At 40.1% G+C, this 21,249-nt stretch carries 2 protein-coding genes; both read right to left on the bottom strand.

Annotation, left to right across the window (positions count from 1 at the left end; translation table 11 throughout):
* Positions 1-36: 36 nt before the first annotated feature.
* Positions 37-951, bottom strand: coding sequence for a DUF6929 family protein (locus C0W29_RS03555; RefSeq protein ID WP_045042125.1), 915 nt, complete (start codon positions 949-951; stop codon positions 37-39).
* A 198-nt stretch (positions 952-1,149) separates the two neighbouring features.
* On the bottom strand, positions 1,150-21,012 hold the full coding sequence (locus tag C0W29_RS03550; protein ID WP_146146380.1) for a GEVED domain-containing protein: 19,863 nt from the start codon (positions 21,010-21,012) through the stop codon (positions 1,150-1,152).
* Positions 21,013-21,249 lie beyond the last annotated feature (237 nt).

The raw sequence follows: 21,249 nt of genomic DNA, 5'->3' as shown, positions 1-21,249 counted from the left end.
TAATAAAAACATTCTCAGCTAAACACAATAATGCCGTTATTTTTTAAACGTAAAATCAAATACTTTACTAGTGCCATCTCGATTATGAGATAATAGTATTCCTTTTATCTCTTTATTATGATTAGACGTTACAGCAATAGATTTTATTTTTTCTAGTAATGGTTTTTTATTATACTTAATTTCTATTGCGTCATAATTCATTTTTATAACTCTACCAGGTTTGATATATTCTAAATAAATCAAACCATAATAATTCCCTAAAATATTATTTTCATCATTGACGGAAGCTGTAACATATAAAGCATTTTCTTTTTCATCAACAGCAATACTAGAAAGCTGAGCCTTAATTCCATTTTTAATTGGTAAGTCAACGGGATAAACGTAAATATCATCTAGTGAAAGATGATTGTTTATTATGTAATTTTCAAATTTAACTTTAGCAATTGAAAATAAAAAATCGTTATTATTACTGGAATTTGTTATTAGATAAACATTATTTTCATCACTCGCCATTCCAGATATATTAATATTTTTGCCTGATGAAAGTTTCGTTTTAATCGCTAACTTTTTATATAAAATAGATAATTCTCTATATAATTCTTGTTTCCCTTCTAGCGTATATACCATACCTGTATTTTTTCCATCATACTCATTAAGAATGAATATGATATTATTTTTATCATTAAACTTTTGGATACTTATATCTTTAATTTCAAAACCATAAAAGTTATCTATTATTTCTTTACTGGTTTTAATTTCGACGTTTTCATTAAATGTATAAATAGTTGGTTTTACACCACCTATTGCAATAATTTCACTGTCATAGTTCGTTATTCCAAATAAGAAAGGAAGATTATGATGATTAATGCTTTTAGATATTCTCAACACGCAAGAATGAACCACATTAGGTATACAAAGACTGACTATTAAAAAAAACCATATTTTAACCATCACTAGTTATCCCTCTATCCCTTAGTAACTTTACATTAATTTCCATACTCCCATATCTATTAAGGTAATCAGCAAATTTCGTACCTAAAAAAAAACCATTATTAAGCAAGCTAAATTAATAACTTACTTAATAATGGTTTTATTTTTAGTAATATGCGAATACTTATGCATATTATTTTGAAAACAATATATACCTTATTATTTTATGGTAACTTGATAAGTCACATATCCACTTTCCGCTGGCACTAATGTACCAATTAGTTGCCATTCAATCCCCCCTTCGTAACCCATATTATTAAGGCCATCTACTGTTGTAATATTACAGGTAAGACTTGATGGTAATAACACCGCAGGAGAGGTACAACTAATCACAGATGAAAGATCTGTATATTCAGGTATGGCATCAAATAATTTAATATTGTCTATATTACCAGAGCCATTGTTAATAAAGTAAATTTTATACTCTAACACATCACCTGGTTGAGCTTGATTACTACGCGATTCAGTTCCCATTTGAGTTATATTGGTTACCGTTTTCTCTATTTCAAGCTCACCCGCACCATGGAAACTCACTCTAATTGTATCAATATCACTTACTAATCGAGTGACACCATGCCCAGTACCTATTGTATCACTAAATACCATATCGGCATTAAGTTGATAATTATACTCTGCATGTAATGGTACATTATTCGGTACTATCACCTTCACTAACACACAAACTTGTGTCGTTCCATTGGCATTTACTGCCATTGGATTAATAACTAAACCATCTACACCCGCATCTAATTCGCCATTACAATTTGCATCAAAATACAGTATTGGCTGCCAATTATAACCCGATGGAGAAGCTTGTTTATTATTAATACTGAAGCTGACATTACCGCTAGTATTAACATTAAATTTATGGCTGAAGAAAACAGCTAAACCAGGTTCTGTTTCCGTGAAATTATCAGGCTCTAATGTTGGTACTTTCACTTTACCAAAATCAAGGTACTCCAAGAAGTCGCCCGCGGCTGGAGTCACTAGCATCAAACTATCGGTTACTGATACGTTAGTAACTTTATCATGAATACCTAAAATTACTTCAGTAGCATCAACTTCACTGATATCTAACCATTGTGCTTGTTTAACAACTTGCACTTCGATATCTTCACCCGCTAATTCAACAGGAATAACTAAACTATAACTCCCGTCACCAGCAGTTATCGTTTGAATTATTTCTTGGCCTGTCACATAACCGGCAATGCCTGGGCCGCGATAAATTGCTTTCACAATAAAGTTCGCTAAACCCCGCTCCTGATCTTCACGTTTACCGTCATGAGCAACCGCACTACCTTTGCCATTATCTTCAAATACTTGGCCATTCAACACAATTTGATTAACCAAGTTATACATATAATCTTCAACTTCACCGTTTATTGCTAATCCTGTCGGGGTATTACACATATTTTGTGCATCACATAAACGGAAACGTATAAAGCTATCACCGCTATAACCACCACTGGCTGCCGCATCTAATAATACAGACACATTCACTATCTGAGTCGCTGCTGTTAGCGTTATTGGATAATCATTAACTAATATTTCGGATGTATCAGTAAAGACACCATTACCATTTAAATCGGTAAAAATACTCAGATAATTAGTTGTACCAATTATGCCTGTTACGGTGACTGGAAGAGAAGTAACGGTAGCAACAATAATATCAGCCGGTATCGCAACACCTTGTTCATCATTCAATCCCGATAAATTATCGCCCGTTGCATCAGAACTGTATCTATCAGATAGGTCTGGATCCCACTGCGTACCCAATATCAAATTAGGTATGCCATTCATCAACGGATCATTGTTTTGATGCCCAGCACTACCATATGATTCCGGCGCATCACCATAATCGATACTCAATAAACACCCAGCAGCATCATTAAACTGTAATGACGTATCAGTACTACTATCAACGAATGTCGTAAAGCCGCTCACTAGGTTAATACGATACATACCAATTCGATTAAACAAATCATAATTACCGTCACCGGTTGTATCGTGATCTCCCCCATTCGTTAACATGTATAAATGTGTAGAATCATCGGTTGCAACAGCGCCACTCGCAAAGTTAGGTGGTCTACGTCCATTAAAGTTAAGATTACTACTCACAACGGTATCAGCGGCAATATCATACTGATACAATTTCGGTACACCCGCATTCTTAAGGCCAGTAAGATCTGCACCATAAATTAAACCATCATGATATGACACAGCCCAATCTGGCCCAATACGTTGTAGTGATCCGGCTAATATTTCTGGTGGTAATGGTTTAATACTAAATGTCATATCCGCTAAGTTTACAGTTACAACACTATTCCATGCGCTATTAGTAATGTAATACTCATTACCTGACGTTGATAATGTTCCGGTATTCGGAGATCCTATTGCATCAGTAAAGACATCACCTGCAACATAAGTTTGGGGACTTGAACCATTAATTTTACTTAAGTTATAACTGCCATTCGATATAATTTCACCACGAGGAATAAAGCTAGTACCTTGCTTATCTGTCATCACGATAGCAACATTATTCGCACTATTAATATAAGTGCCATATACCATGCCAGTAATACGATCAAAAGCTAATGAATTTAATTCTGGATAATCAGTGATCCCTGTTTTTATGTCACTAAAATTAAATGCAGAGTTCAGAGGGTCTACTCGAGTATATTCAAAAGATGCACCATTATTCGACGATTTTGTAACGAGGAACCGATCACAAGTATTATCCAAATTTAAATCAGAAACAAAGATACGATAATCTTCTACTTCACCATTACTAACTTCACCAACCGGAGTATTACAACCAACATCTGAACAAACTCTAACCCGCATATAGGTATAACCTAAACTCGATGCTGTCGGTACTGTAACTGTGTAAGATGTTTGTGCATTCGCTGTTGCTGTGCTGTCATTAACAACTTGCTCATTCACATCATCCCAATCGCCATCACGATTCCAATCAATCCAAGCATAAAGCTCTAAACCAGATAAATTCGTTCCAGGATCAACCGTAATTGTAATTTGAATAATTTCATCGTCATCAGGCTTCATGGTCGTAGAATAAACAACACCGTCTTCATCATTAGGCGTCCCTGTATTATCATCGGCATTAGCTTGTGTATTTTGCAACGTGCCATCATCAGTATCCCACTCATTACCTAACGTAATATCAACTTGACCGTTGGTATCAAAATCATACTGAACATGACTCGCACCATTATCAGATAAAGTCGTATTATAATTTGCGTTACTCGTTCCTGAAGCATTATCAGGCGCATCACCGTAATCACGTGCAACGGCAACCGTACACGTTTCAGTTATACCACCAAAGAAGCCATCAAAAGCGGTCGAACCAGCACCCGATCCTGATGTATAAACCACCATTCGATGAATAGCCACACCACCAGTATCACTACTATTAATCTCAAATGTTGGACCGTTATCTGGGTAGGTTTTAGAACCAATAATCACGTTATTCAAATCGAGAGCGATAACATGAATGGTTGCAGCAGAACCCGCGGGATCACCAACAGAAGAAACCGAATTAGATGTACGTGGCGAACCATCTGTATTCACCAAGGTATAAGAGATCGCATTGGTCTGAGCCCACAACATCTTAGTATCGCCACCACCAAACGGTTCACCATGACCAATAACATTAACATCTTGAATGCGTGTGAATGGATAGCTTGTGGTGGTTTCTTCAATAAGCAAGCCTTTACTTTGCCAAGTCGTTGGCGGATAACGACCATTACTTAAACCAACAGTTAAATCCATAAAGGTTGTTGTCTCTTCCGTAATACAGTCATAAACCGTTAATTGATGATCTTCAACCTCACCATTAGTGGCAAAACCACCATGATCTGCCATTGATAAGCCATCAGTTTCTGGTGCTAACCGTACTCGTAAATTATATGTCCCATAACCAATAGGAGATAATCCAGTCCATGCTAACGTATGATCACTGGTTGAAGCGCTGGTCGAAATCGTAATTGGAGGCAGGGCTTCAGAGGCTTCAAAGCTACCATTACGGTTACTATCAAGCCACGCCAGTAACGTCGCGTCACTACCTGTATTATTAAAGACAGTTGCTGTCGCACTATAGGTTGTCGCACCCAGTAGTAATCTTGGCAGAGTGATCCCTTGTTCATCATTCGCAGTATTATTATCATCACTGGTTGCCATTGCGCTAGCCGCCGCATTTTCACCATCAACATCATTAGCCCCAAGATACATTAAGCTTGAGAATACATGTGATGGTCCACCTTCGCTGTATTCAACCAAGTAACTCTCAGGAGCATCCCCCCCATCTAGCTCACTGACTTGATAAAGATATAATTCAAAATCTTCTATTTCACCGTTACTGGCTGATTTATTAACATCTACTTGTAACAACGTATCGGTGGTAATACGCATTCGTAAAATAGATATACCTGACGTTGGAGTCGCATACCCAGTAAAGGCTAATACAGCACTGCCGTTAGCCGTATTACTGGTATCAGTACATGCCTGAGAGGTAAATTCACCGGCATCGATAAAGTCGCCATCAAGATTGAAATCAACCCAAGCATAAACCGTAGCAGCCAGATCACTGCTACCATCATGATCATTACAAATTGCAGTAAACGATAAATCGCCGCCTAAATCATAAATATATGGGAAAGAACTCGTAATACCATCTTCATCACTAGGACTCACACCTTTGATATCATCATCTGTTGCATTACCATTAGTATCAGTACCATCACCAAAACCATCAGTATCAACATCACCCAGTATTGAACCAAGACTAATCGTAGTATTACCTAATGCATGACGAGGACCGCCAGATAAGAAGAGAGTTTGATAACCTGTGGCTTCTGGGGCATCACCATAATCGTACTGTACAACGAGTGTGACTTGATAATCTTCAACTTCACCATCCCCGCCTAAACCATGTGGCGTATCACAAGCCAACGTATCAGCACAAATACGTACTCGTAAATAACTGATCCCTTCTTTAACATCTCCGGGAACAGTAAAGTTCAGCGTTTTAGCGGTATTATTATCAGCATTGGTTAACGGTATCGCAGTCGCAGCTTCAGTGGCATGATCAAATACACCATTACCATTAAAATCTAGCCATCCATGAACTTTAGCGGCCACATCGGTCTGGACATGCACAGTAAGTGCGACTGTATCTCCAGGCTGTGCAGCAATCGATGTAGGAATCGTGACCCCATCCTCATCATTATTAAAGGCAAAGTTATCATCAATAGCGGTACCATAATTATCTATACCATCAACAAAACCTTCACCTTCTTCATCTGTAGCAACTGTTCCTAAGAAAATAGTGCTACTGATTGGGTGCATCGGACCATTACCTTCGCCCGTTAAATTAACTCGGTCAGTACCGTAACTCTCAGGAGCATCACCAAAGTCAAATAGTCCAATGACTAATTTATGATCTTCAATTTCGCCATCAGTGGCAGCGCTACTCCAATCTGCCGCAGTTAAAGTATCGGTTGTTAATCGTAAACGCAGATAAGATACGCTTGGCGTTAATGCAGATAAACCACTCCACGTTAACGTATATTGACCATTTATTGTCGCAGGCGTAACAAGCAATTGTTGTGCTTCAGTTGCATCAAATGCACCATCTGAATTCCAGTCAATCCAACCCCATAATGTTGCATCTGTGGTTATGGATAAATTAGATGCCTCTACCACTACACTATATTCAGTCGCATCCAGCGGAATAGGCAGTAAAACATTAACACCGTCTTCATCATCTGGAGAGGCATTATTATCATCTGTCATAGCAAGTAGATCGGGAACGGGTACCGCTTCTGTATCACCTAGGTGCTCACCAAGGAATAAGGTCGAACTTGGGCGATGATAAGCATTTAATGTACCGTAACCTACAGGAGCATCACCAAAATCAACGGCTTCAACTACCAACTGATAATCTTCAACCTCCCCACCAGAAACACTGCCATAAGATCTTGGATCTTCGGCATCACCCATCGCGGTATCTGCTAGATCTTCGTACATTATCCGTACTCGAATATAGAAAGAATCAGTACTCGTTAGTTCAGGCAATGTTGCCCATGTCAGTGTCTGTGCGGCTAAATTAGCCCCAGTATTAATAGTAATTTTATTCGCCGCTATTGCTTCATCTTTATCAAACTTGCCATTATTATCCCAATCAATCCATGCATAAAGATAAGCGTCATTGCCACTATTATTGGTAACAGTTACCGTTGCTTGGTAATGTGTTGCACTGGCCACTAACGGTAATAATTGCAGTCCATCTTCATCAGCATCACCGCTAATATCATCTTGCGTCGCAGTAATATTCTGTAACGTACCATCATCAGTATCTGGCGGTAATTGACCAAGATAAACATCACTAAATATTGAGATATGCTCGGCACCATTATTGACTGCCGTAGTACGGTAATCACCCGTTTCAGTCTGAGTGGTTAAATCTGGAGCATCACCAAAATCATTAATAGTGACAGTACCGCCCACATAATCACAATATGCATAAACTTCAGGTAAGCTCTCGACACCGATTGAGCCTGGCATTATTAAACTGGTGGTATACGTTGGCGTCGTTGCCCAATTTTCAATCACATCCAGATTCGTTCCACGCCATGCATACAGACGTCCATCAGGTCCAAATTTAATTGATTGGACATTGCCAGGCATACCACTAACCGTTGTGACAGTATTCGAAGGAATATCATAATAGGTTAGTGGACCATTATCACCGCCCGCTCCATTTTCAAAGAACACTCGTTTGCCGTCCGGTGAAAAACGAGGAGATGAGCCGACTCTCGCAATACCTGTTGTCACCGATGTAACATTAATAAACTCACCAGTATTAGGATTAAAATCACCAATAAATAAACGACTAATACCATCTCTAGCTATCACTAACTTACCCGTAACAGGTGAATAATCCATTGCGCCTTTATTCGTCGCAGGCCCAGAGCCATTAGGAATTGTACTAATAACTGGCGTAAAATTAATTCCTCCAGCAGTTAAAGCAAAGGCTTGTAATTGACCATTCCGCGTCATGGTCAATAACCATGAATCACTACGGTTACCATGCGGAACAACTAATTGCGATTCAAGTGCTGAATTATTTTGAACGGTACCTCTGTTGATAATATTTGAGGTACTAAAATCAAGTTCTCCTGCATTGATAATATTGAAATTATTACCAAACACATAAAACTGATTGAGGTCATTACCTGGCCTTGGCGTCACGGTAATAGGGAAATCTGCGGACGCTCCCGTGGTAAACGGTAAAGCTACGGCAGCATTCGTCGAACCATTAAAGACACCTCGCCCATCACCATAAACAATCACAGCACCATTTAGTGGATCAGTAATGGTAACAGTACCTTCTGTTGCGCCATTACCGGTTGCCATATTAGTACCATTGGCATTACTAATCGTTGGATAACCACTGGTTGTTAAATTAGTAAAATCAATAATGGTTCTTTGTGATCCTTGAACCCACCAAACTTGGGTTAATTGAGCATGGTTATCACAATTGCTGATACCGAAACCATTTTCAGCTGGCAATAAATTAAATTGATAATCATCGACTTCACCACTACCAGCTAATCCTGTTGGTGTATTACAGTGATTGGCAATAGAACATAAACGCACCCGCATAAAGGTATTACCGCTACTTCCCAAATAAGGAGCAATTACATCAAGAGGATTAGATCCTGTAGCAACAGCCACATCTTGTAATACATGCTCGCCATCAGTAGTAAAGCTATTGTCAATATCGGCATCAACCCAGACATTAATAAAGCCCGATCCACCAGCAACAACAAAATCAATCGACTCAGCAGTACCTGCAGTAATATTGGCAGGAATAACTAAAGTCTCATCATCACCTTCAGCATCATTGTCATCACCTAAAGCATTAACTTCTGGCTGACCATCAAGATCAATATCTTTTCCTGATCCAAGCACTAATGTATCTACGCCTGTCGTCCCTTCAATAACATGGCGTGCACCATCATCAGCTTTAAGGGTTGGGTAGCCTGTAGGCGCATCACCATAATCCAATTTACAGTTAAAGGTAATGTCAAAATCTGCCGTTCCCATATAGCCCGTAGGGGTCGTATTACGGAAAATAAAATCAATAGTGTCATTTTGATTAAAGGTAAAAGTGCCTGATAAGTCAGCGGTCCGATTACTGCCGTAATATAAAATAGGGCCCAATGTTGTCACCCCACTGATCACTAGCACAGCATCTTCGTCACCGGATTTAAGGCTGTTAACAGTGATCGAGCCATCGGCAGGCATCACTAAACGATAACGAGTAACATTGGCATTTGGATTATTGGACGCATCGTAACCATTATAAAATTGCACATTGGTATAGATATTATTTGATGTTTGCGTGGTGCCATTTTCTATATGGTTGGCTGCATTACCAGAGAAACTAATCCCTAACGTACCGTCTTTTAATACCGAATTAGCAGACAACACACGTGCGGATGGCAGATAATTATGCGTTACCCAATCAATGGATGTTGTGGTACCTACATGCTCAAATTGTTCCACATCAAAACCACCTTGAGCGGCAAAAGAAGCATTGGCATTTTGACAAGCTTCCACCACAATCACGGTAGGATCTTTCACCACTAAAATATGATCTTCTACTTCACCTGAGTTTGCGAGCCCTCCCGGTGTAGCGTCACTAATAGCTTCAGTACTTGCCATTAATCGCGCACGTACATAGTAATTACCAGGGGTGATGACTGGGGAAATGGTATTCCATGTCACTAATGTCGGCGTTAAAGTAGCATTACTGACTAAATTATTAATCACAATGGCTTCATCAGCATCGAAACTATTATTACGATCCCAATCAACCCACACTATGAGTTTGGCATCAACACCACTATTGTTATAAACATCTGCTGTTAATTGATAGTTACTATCACCATCATTTGCAGTCGAAAGTATTAAACCATTTTCATCATCACCAGTATTATCATCGTAATCGGCACCGATACTGCCCACTGCAACTTCAGCATCAATGTTATTGGTGCCTAAATACAGTTGAGTATTATACCGATGAGCCGGCCCTCCTGTTGCCGCAGAAGTTTGATAACTATCTGGCGCATCACCACCATCATAATTACCAATATAAAGTGCGTGATCTTCAACCTCACCATCACTTGCGCCACCTAATGAACGCTGATCTTCATCTGTCATAGCCCCAGTATGAACTAAAGTATCTGTGGTTAATCTAAACCGAGTTAAGGTATCACCACTGCTAATATTAGGAATTGTTGCCCATGTTAATATGACATCAGCCCCTGTCGTCGCAGTTGAAATCGACACACTTGCGACTTCATCAGCATCAAAACGACCATTACGATCAAAATCAATCCAACCATATAAAGTTGCGGCATTACCAGTATTATTAGTTACTTTCACTGTAGCATTATAGTTGCTTGGCACAGGGCTATTATCTAAAGCGGTAAATGTCACTGCATCTTCATCATTACCACCGTTATCATCATCACCATCCGCTTTACTTGTAGCAGAACTAGGATAGGCATCAGCTTCAGCATCAGTAACATTAGTCCCCATAAATAAATCAGCACTGATACCATGATAAGGCCCTTGATCACTTAAACGAGTACGGTAATCTCCAGCCCCTGCTGCAGTACCTGCCTGACCATCCTCGGCATCACCAAAATCATAATTACCAACATAAACCGTATAATCTTCAACCTCACCACCAGCAGCGCCACCAAACCAATCAGCATCAGTCAATTCACTATGAGAAAGTCGAATTCTCAGCACCAATGTTCCTTGTGTTAAGGCAGGTAAATTATTCCATGTTAAAGTCACTTTATTCGTTCGGTTATCACTACCTGTTGGGTAATTATTAGTATTAAAGCCAACATTATTAAATGGGTTGCTACCCGTCACAACATTAAGATCATCGACGACTTCATCAGCGGTAAAGGCTCCATCCTGATTCTTGTCAAGCCATGCAACCAATGTTGCCATTACCCCTGTTTGGTTATATACCGAGACATCAACACTATAGCTGTTAGCCGTTGCAGCGACGAAAGGCAACGGCTGAACGACACCATTTTCATCATCATTATTAGTATTATCATCGCTATTACTCGCCGCTGACGGGATCACGGTCGAATCATTATCAATATTCGCAGAACCTAAATATAAAAGACTTAAATAAGCGTGATACGGACCATTTCGCCCTGTTGATGTACGGTAGCTATCAGGCGCATCGCCTAAATCACTATTTTTTGCAGTCAAGAAGTAATCTTCAACTTCACCATCATTAGCGGCGCCCAATGATCGAGCATCAAATATTGTCGAACTCACATCATCAACCAAAACATCGGTGGTTACACGTAAACGAATACCATAGGTTCGATCGTTAACCGTTGCGACTGGCGTTGTCCAACCAAGACGATAACTTGCAGTACCACTATTGGCTGGAATAAGGAAGGCACCATTTGTACTTACTAATGCAGTACCTGTTGCATCAACAATACCTTGCTGAGCAATTTCATCCGCTTCAAAATCACCATTTCGATTCCAATCGATCCACACATAAAGATATGCATTAGTGGCAGAACCATTAGTGACAGTCACAAACGTTTGATATTCAGTATTGATTGGTAATACAGGGATCAATGCATGCCCTAGTGATTCTTCATCATCAGGAATACTGCCATTATCATCGTCTCCTTGTGAATTTGCGGATTGAGGAGCATCACCATCAGCATCTGGTGCAACCTTGCCAAGGAACAAACTTGGTAAAGTATCAATATTATGTAATGGGCCATTATTAATTAAATCTGTTTGATAATTATTGGTTGCTGTTGCATTACTTGTATCAGGTAAATCACCTAAATCAGCAGCACCAATCATCACTAAATAATCTTCGACTTCACCATCACTGGCTAATCCACCAGTATCGGTAACGGTTAATGGAGCCGTTGATAATCGAAAGCGGATATAGCTCACACCAGCCGTTAAATGCGTTAATTGATTACTATCAAACTTATAAACATAATTACCATTTTGTGTGATTGGTATAATATCAACCCGCCCTTCAATCGGTTCAAAGGCACCGTTGCGATTAGCATCAATCCAGCCAACTAAATAGGCATTATTTCCAGTCATATTTTTTACATTTACATTAAGAGAATAACCACTGCCATCGATTGCAATTGGTGATAATGGCTCTGTAATACCATCTTCATCATCAACACCAGCTAAATCATCACCTTGAGCATTATTAGAAGCGACAACTACAATATTTTCATCAATATTACTGCTACCTAAATACAAGTTAGAGGTATTAATAATAATATGATGTGGGCCATTATTGAGCGGATCTGTGCCGTAAGTTTCCGGCGCATCACCCATATCTTGTTTACCAACATTGATACGATGATCTTCAACTTCACCGCCTAATTCAACGCCCAATGGCGAGGCTTGACTCATTTGTGAAATAACACGTGGAATTAACCGCGAGCGTAACGTTAATGTGGTGCCATTATTAATGGTTGGAATATTATTCCACTCAATCTCACCCGTTGCATCTACAGCGCCATTAGGAATAGTAATGATTTGACCTTCGTCATCCTCAAAAACACCATTATTATTAAAATCAATCCAAGTGACTAAGCTAGCATTACTGCCAGTATTATTTGTTGCGATAACAGATATTTTATAATCATTCATTCCTGCCGTTAATGGTGGAAAAATAAAGCCTCCCTCATCATCATCATCAGTAATATCATCAGCGGTAGCCGTGGCATTTTCTAATGTACCGTCATCAATATCCGGCTTTTTGCCGATATAAAGATCATTAATAATTAAATGACGTGGACCGTTATTGCTTAATACGGTTTGATAATCATTAATTGCTGCAGCAGGGCTAGTATCTGGTGCATCACCAAAATCAAAATCACCCAGATAAACCATATAATCTTCGACTTCACCGTTTGATGCTCGTCCAAACCACTGAGTCTCTGTTAGAGGATCATTACTTAAACGAATACGCAATGCCATATTGCCTGAAGTGAGTCCAGCTAAACCATTCCACACAAAAGTAAGAGCATTAGCATCACTGGTAGCATTGGTACCTGCTGATACGTTATTAACCGCAAAAGCTGCACCATTAATGGTATCAACCACTTCATCTGCACTAAAGAAACCATCCTGATTCTTATCCAACCACGCAATCACGGTAGCGGCATTTGCGGTACTGTTATTTAATCGCACAGGAATAGAGAATGTCGTAATCGACGGTGAAACAATCGCTAATGGTTGTGAAATGGCTTGTTCATCGTCTAAGCCATCATCATCATCCCCCAATGAATCAGCACTTGGCTGCCCATCAGCATCACCTTCATTAACAGGCATATTACCTAAATATAATGTCGTAAAATCACGCTGTGGATGATAAGGACCGCGACTAATAGCAAGTGTAAGATAGCTATCAGGTGCATCACCTAAATCATAATTACCGATATAAAGAGAGTGATCTTCCACTTCACCATCAGAAGCACCGTTTAATGATCGGGTATCTTCTTGGGTTGGGGTCGCAGCAGCTGAATTAATTAGGGTGTCGGTCGTTAAACGTAAACGCACCACAACATCACCGCTGATAATTGACGGATAAGGCGCGGTCCATGTTAGCTCTAATACATCACCGCTAGTGCCTGCAACTACAGGTAAACTAGAGTATTCATCACCATCAAAGCGACCATTGCCATCCCAATCAACCCAGCCATGTAATGTTGCTGCCTTTGTAGTGCTGTTGGTTACGGTGACTTGTGCGACATAAGTTGTTGACTCAGGACTGTTATCTAATGGTAATAAATAAGCGCCTTTTTCATCATTACGCCCCGTTGTATCATCGCCATCAGCAACACCAGCACCTATATTAATGTTGGCATCGGTTTCATCATCGGGTGCTTGTAAGCCAATAAATAACTGTTCGGAAATACCATGATAAGGGCCTGAATCACCTAATTCAGTACGATAATTACTCGCATTTGTACCACCGGCACCATTATCGCTCGCATCACCAAAGTCGAATTTACCCACATAAATCACATAATCTTCAACTTCACCATCAATGGCTTGCCCACCCCATTGTGTCGCGGTGAGAGGATCAGTTGATAACCGCAACCGTAGCGTCATGACACCTGACTGTAATCCACTAATACCTGACCAATGCAATGCAACGGCTGTACCATCAGTAATAAAGCTACTACCAGGGGAAATATTATTAATCCCCCATGGAGCACCATTTACGGTATTCACAACTTCGTTTGCTGAAAATACTCCATCTTGATTTTTATCTAACCATGCGGTGAGAGTGGCATTATTAGCCGTGGTATTTTGCAACTTCACATCAATATCAAAGGTATTATTGGCCGTTGAGATAAAGGCTAATGGCTGATTTATACCTTGTTCATCATCAAGACCATCATCATCATCACCCAATGCAGCTGTCGTTGGTTGGCCATCAATATCGCCTTCATTGGTTGGTACTGGCCCTAAAAATAACGAGGTATAAAGTGATTGACCGTGGAAAGGACCTAAACTATTGGCCAAGGTTAAGAAGCTATCAGCAGCATCCCCCATATCTTGATTACCAATATACAAGCGATGATCTTCCACTTCACCATCAGACGCGCCATTCAGTGAGCGAGTATCTTCAAGATTTGTTGCCGCAGCACCATTAATTAAATCATCGGTGGTTAATCTAAACCTAGCAACAGCGGCACCAGCAGAGATTCCAGTAAAGCTTGTCCACGTTAAATCTACCGTTTGGTTAGTAACACTAGAATTAATCGTTAAACTCGTATGCTCATCACCATCAAAACGACCATTTAAATTCCAGTCTATCCAGCCATGTAACGTCGCATTACTGCCTGTATTATTGGTAACAAGAACCTTGGTGTGATAACTGGTCGGTATTGGTGAATTATCTAATGGTAAGATCTGAACCCCATCTTCATCATCACCATTTAAATCATCATCATCGCCATTAGCCATTGCGACACCGACACTATTGTATGCATCTGATTCAGCATCTGGCACTTTCGGACCAATATACAAATCACTGCTAATGCCATGGTATGGGCCGGCATCCACTAAACGAGTACGATAATTTGAAGTCGATGTCGCACCACTATTATCATCACTGGCATCACCAAAATCGTAACTACCAACGAAGACCATATAATCTTCCACCTCACCGTCAGGTGCTGGACCACCGAAATCATTGGCCGTTAACTGTTTCGTTGTATAACGAATACGTAATGCCATCGTACCTTGGGTTTGCCCAGATAAGCCTGACCATGTCAGCGTGCGTCCAGTGACTAATTCATTGGTACCAGTAATGACATTATTAACACTAAAGCCATCAAAAACTTCATTAGCATCAAATTGATTATTTTGATTTTTATCTAACCAAGCAATTAAGGTGGCACTCGAACCTGTCGTATTATTATGTTTAACATTAATCGAATATGTGGCGTCAGAAACTAACACTAATGGTAACTCACCAGATATACCATCTTCGTCATCAACACCATCGATATCATCACCATTAGCATTAGGTGTTGGTTGACCATCAAGATTATTATCAAATAATGTCGAACCTAAATATAACGTATTCGTTGCTGTTAATGCATGGCAAGGACCGCCATCTAATGGAATCGTTAAATAACTATTGGGAGCATCACCCGTATCATGTTCGCCGATATACACCCGATAATCTTCTACCTCACCATCACTGGCAAGTCCAAGCGATCGTGTATCCTCAAGGTTCGTTGCCCCAGCAGTATTGGTTAAACTATCAGTGGTGATTCGAACGCGAGATACCGTCCAACCGGTAATACGACCTGTAAAAGTGGTCCAAATTAAATCGACCGTTCCCGTGGTATTATTCGCAACGGGTGCACTGGTATATTCATCTTGCTCAAACTCACCATTTTGATCCCAGTCGATCCATGCATGAACAGTTGCTGTACTTCCGGTGGTGTTATTGACAGTGGCTCTTGCGGTATAAGTCGCATGTGCCAATGACAGCGGAATAAAATCTACCCCGTTTTCATCATTACGATTATTATCATTATCACCATTGGCATAACTGGCGCCTAATGATGGATAAGCATCTGGATCAGCATCCGGAATCTCAGCACCTAAATACAACGAATTTATAATGCCATGATAAGGTCCATTATCGACTAAACGAGAACGATAATCGCCACTGCTGCCAGCGGTACCTGCAATCACATCATTTGCATCACCAAAATCAAAGTCACCCACGGGAATATAATGGTCTTCCACCTCGCCATCTGAAGCACCACCACCCCATGCAGTATTTGCCAAACTATCGGTCGACAAACGTAAACGTAATGCCGCTGTAGAAACATTCGCTGCTGAAATCCCCGTAAACGTTAACGTCATCGGGTTACCTACAACCGTACCATGTGGCACAACGACGGTGGCATACTCTTCCGCTTCAAATTGGCCATTATTATCCCAATCTAACCATGCGGATAAATTAACACTGCTACCCGTATTATTATAAACTGGCACAGCGATTGTGTATTCTGAGGCAGTTAAAGCCAGAATGGGGGCCGGCAAAGTAGCAAAAGCATTTTCATCATCATTAACATTATTATCATCATCATTCGCGGCCGCACTCGGTTGCCCATCCGCTTCAGTATCAATGTTATTACTGCCAATATGCAGGTTATTAATATTGCCTAAACCATGATAAGGGCCACCGCTTAACGCTAACGTTTTATAGGTATCTAGCAGATCACCAAAATCTTGATCTGCCACTTGTAAGCGATAATCTTCCACTTCACCACTGGTTTGCAAACCAAATGAACGCGGATCTTCATCAGAACCAGTTGCAATATCGGTTAATAACGAAGCAACAATACGAATCCGTAAATAGATCGCGCTATTATTAGTTAAACTCGAAATACCTGGCCATGTTAATGTTTTGCTGGTATCACCATTGGCAACCACTACTGCACCACCAGCTCCGGTACCATTACTCACGAGTTCATCACGATCAAAGCGTCCATTACGATCTAAATCCAGCCATGCATACACATAAGCATCGTTACCCGTCGTATTATTTGTCACAGCAGTAGCATTGTAAGTAGTGGTTAACGTAGTCAGTGGCGGTAAGGTCAGACTGTCTTCATCATTGGTATTATTAGTGTTATCACCCGTTGCGGTAGCATTTTGTAATCCATCTACTTCAGTATCTGTCCCCGTACCTAAATACAGATCTGGACTGGTTTCATGACGAGGGCCATCATCAGCTTCAAGTGTGCGATAATTATCAGGCCCAACACCGACACCACTATCAGGCGCATCACCAAAATCTAAACTGATATTAATATCGCTATAATCTTCAACCTCACCATCAATACTTGCACCCGTTGGGGTATTACAGTCCCCTGTACTACAAACTCTAAAGCGAGCATAACTGACACCTAATACTGCTGTTGCAGGTACCATAAAATTATAATTAGCCGTACCTGGTGCAACTGTGGTTTCATTTATGACATGTTCATCGGGATCATCCCAATCACCATCTCGATTCCAATCAAACCAACCATGCAGATGGAATGTTGCTGTGGCTAAAGTAGGATCTTTGGTTATTGTGACACTAATAGATTTAGGGCGGTTAATAACATAATAGCCTTCAGCAGTAGCGCCATCTTCATCGTTAAGGTTATCTAGATTGTCACCTAAAGCATCTAAGGTATTAAAACCATTAAAGTCAGCATCAATCAGCGCCCCCAGAATCACATCTGGCGTATTGTCATTATTACTATCTTTTATTACATGGTTAGCACCATTATTTTCGCGTAGGGTGTGATAATCATTTACTCCTGTTGCTGACGTGCTATCTGGCGCATCTCCCCAATCTTTATTTAAGCTATCGACTAAGCTATTAGCACTAAACTCAGATGTATCTTGAACAACACCTAACCCACTATCCGCTGTACGGTGCACGATAATAGTAATCTCATCGCCAATAGAGAGTCCTGCAACCGTTAATGTTTCATCAAGTGCACCGCCTGTAAGTCCTGTAACCTCACCGAGGAAAGTTAATCCTTCTCCAGCCTCTTTACCGTCACTTCCGATATCTCCTGTCGCACTACTGGCTTTATATATTTCAACCGTAAACGTTCCTGTACCACAGTAATTACCAATGACACGTAAACTCGTTCCAGTTAAGAATGAAAAATAAATTTCAGGACGTGCAAGATTATTATTTGCACCACCGGTACCATCTGTATTACAAGCATCATTATTTAATGACACTCCTTGCCCTGTAGTACCACGATGTAAATCAATCGCGTTTAATGTATTACCAGCAAAACTATTTTTTGTAATGAGGTAACCATCAACATTAGTATTACCATCGACAGAAACACCCGCACCGCCATTATTATGAATAACGTTACAGGTAATAATATCGGTATGGCCTGAAGTGACATGAATACCCGCAGCACCGGAGTTTTGAATATCGTTACTGGTAAAGGTTTGATTAAGGGCTACGTTACTGGTACCTAATTGATAAATACCATCACCTGTTGCATCACGCATCAGATTGCCAAGTACATCAAGATAAGCAGGAATACCATAACGGATATAAATATTATGATAAACATAACTACCTGACGTTGATGTCGTACCCAATAGTTGATTATGTTTAACTAACCAATGATCGGTTGCTGTTTGGCCATTTAAATTACCAAAGCTGATATTGTTATGGGCGGTTTTAATAGCGTTATTTTGAATAATACCCGTCGAACTAATTAACGATGCATTACTCGGATTCGCAATTGCAATACCTGCACACCCTGTAGAAGTTCCGCAAGTATCCTGCCCAATCACGCGATCATTACCAGCAGGATCAATACCAATCAAATTCTGTTCAAATAAACTTCCGCTGATCCCGCCTGAGTAAACATTAATACCTAATGAGCCGCCTGTTAAAGACACATTTCGTACCGTAGTATTATCGGCATTAACTATTAACAGCTCTGAATTATAAGCACTGCTATTTGTCGGACGATCTATTTGTAGCTCAGGTTTTGCTAGCGCAGGTAGTGTTTCAACACTACAACCATCACTGCTACCAATAGTTTGTGATGCGGAAAAATTACCAGGATTTGGATCAATAATCGTGGTGCCATCGGCATTGCTATAAGCGGTACCATCAATCGTTGTATTGGCACCATTAGTTCCCGTTATAGTCGTTAAATTTGATGTTGGCGTTACGACCCACCAATCAGCACCGCCGTCACTATCATTTGCAGGTACTGTGGGCACAAAACGCATTTCATTAGCACCAGTTAATGCATTTGCATTACGGATAAACTGCTCAAGCGAGCCCTGGCCACTGTTATCAGTATTCGTTACCACATTATAAGAAAAACCAAAATCAACATTGGTTTGATTGCCAGAAGAAAAAGATAAATCAACTTTGGTAATATGTTCACGCGTTGTTGAATTGGATGTTGAATCAGCACGATCACCATCGATACCGCTATAACATGCTCCCGAAGTCGTCCTTGGTATATCACCAACGGCACCATCACCATTGGCATCACAGAAAGCATTACTATAAGTGTTACTGGCAGCATAAGTTTGTTCCGCCAATGCACCACTTAGTTTTGGTGGTGCAACTGCAACGAAATAGGTATCGATAGGTAGCATCGAAAAGAGATAAGTACCATTATTGGCGACTTGCTGTTTGACTAATGTATCACCCGCACTTGGTACACCATCATTATCATCATCACGGTATAAATGTACCCAAGGTTGATTAGTTGTAACTCCATCTCCAGTAATATTACTATCACCATTTTCATCAATAAAAATAGCACCACTAATATCAAAACAACCAATACAAAAACGGTAATCTTCCACTTCACCACCAGTAACGCTGGTTGATATAGTGCTCGTCGTTAATGCATCCGTTGATAGTCTAAAACGGGAGAAAAAATAACCGCTATTAGAACGATCAGCTGTAGGTACAACAAAATCTAAATTACAGGAAAAATCATTACCGCTTGTATTGGTACACGCAGAATTAGAACTTCCAGCAGCAGGGACAGTAATCGCAACACCTTCGTCTGCTTGAAAGATATTATCTTGATCCCAATCAACCCAACCAACAAGATTAGTGTTACTTCCAGAACCATTAGTGACTGTTGCCGTTAAACTAATAGCTCCAGTTACGGGATCGATTATATTTTGTGGAAAGCTACTAATACCATCATCAAAACTATCTCTATCAGCTAACGTACTATTTAAATTTGTAGACTCATAGCTAACATTAGCGCCGAGACGTAAATTCGTCGCCACTAAATCACGATTATGGCGGGCAATACCATAACTACTAGGGGCATCTGTTGCTTCAAAGCCACACTGTAAAATAGAGTTAACTCGAATACCACCGTCATCCCCAGCAGAGGCCTGTGCGCCTATACCAAAAAATCCACCTGAACCTTGAAAAGGGGTTTCAGTCCCTGAAATTTGAACATTGCTGATTGTTGTCACTGAATTGGGTAATAACAGCTGCGCACCATGCGTATATTGACCAAACGGATTCACATTAACATTACCGCCACCACTGATAAAACTCGCCCCATTTAACGCTGATAATGTGGCTGTATTTTGACTGTTACTCGGCGTAGTTAACCTCGCATAAGTGACACCATTAATGGTTAAGGTAATATTGATTGCTTCTGTTGCATCATTACGATTTGTCCACTGATTACCATTATTCCACCCCCATGTTGAATCAACAATAATACGACCACCTGATCCAGTTCCTCCACTTAACCCTGTAGGATTAACCGTTAAGTTACGTGCGCCCCATCCCGTTGTCCCAGGGACATTATCACCATCAAAATAATACTGTCCATTAGACACATTGATCCCTGAACTACATTGTTGTGCGTAGCTCACCAACGAAAATAAAGATAAAACAATTAAAATAAAAAACTTACAACATATTACGAATAAAAAGTGTTTCATAAAATTATCTTATTTAGAGGAAATAAAACATCAGCGACAAAAAATCACATGCAGAACAACTATAAGGTAAAAAAATGAATATCTTCTCTTAAAAAAAAGAATTAACTGCTTTAAAAAACAAGAGCTAGTGTC

This window comes from Photobacterium kishitanii (assembly GCF_003026355.1).
Taxonomy (GTDB): Bacteria; Pseudomonadota; Gammaproteobacteria; order Enterobacterales; family Vibrionaceae; genus Photobacterium; species Photobacterium kishitanii.
Note: the sequence above shows the minus strand (reverse complement) of the source record. Positions and strands in the feature narration are given on the sequence as shown.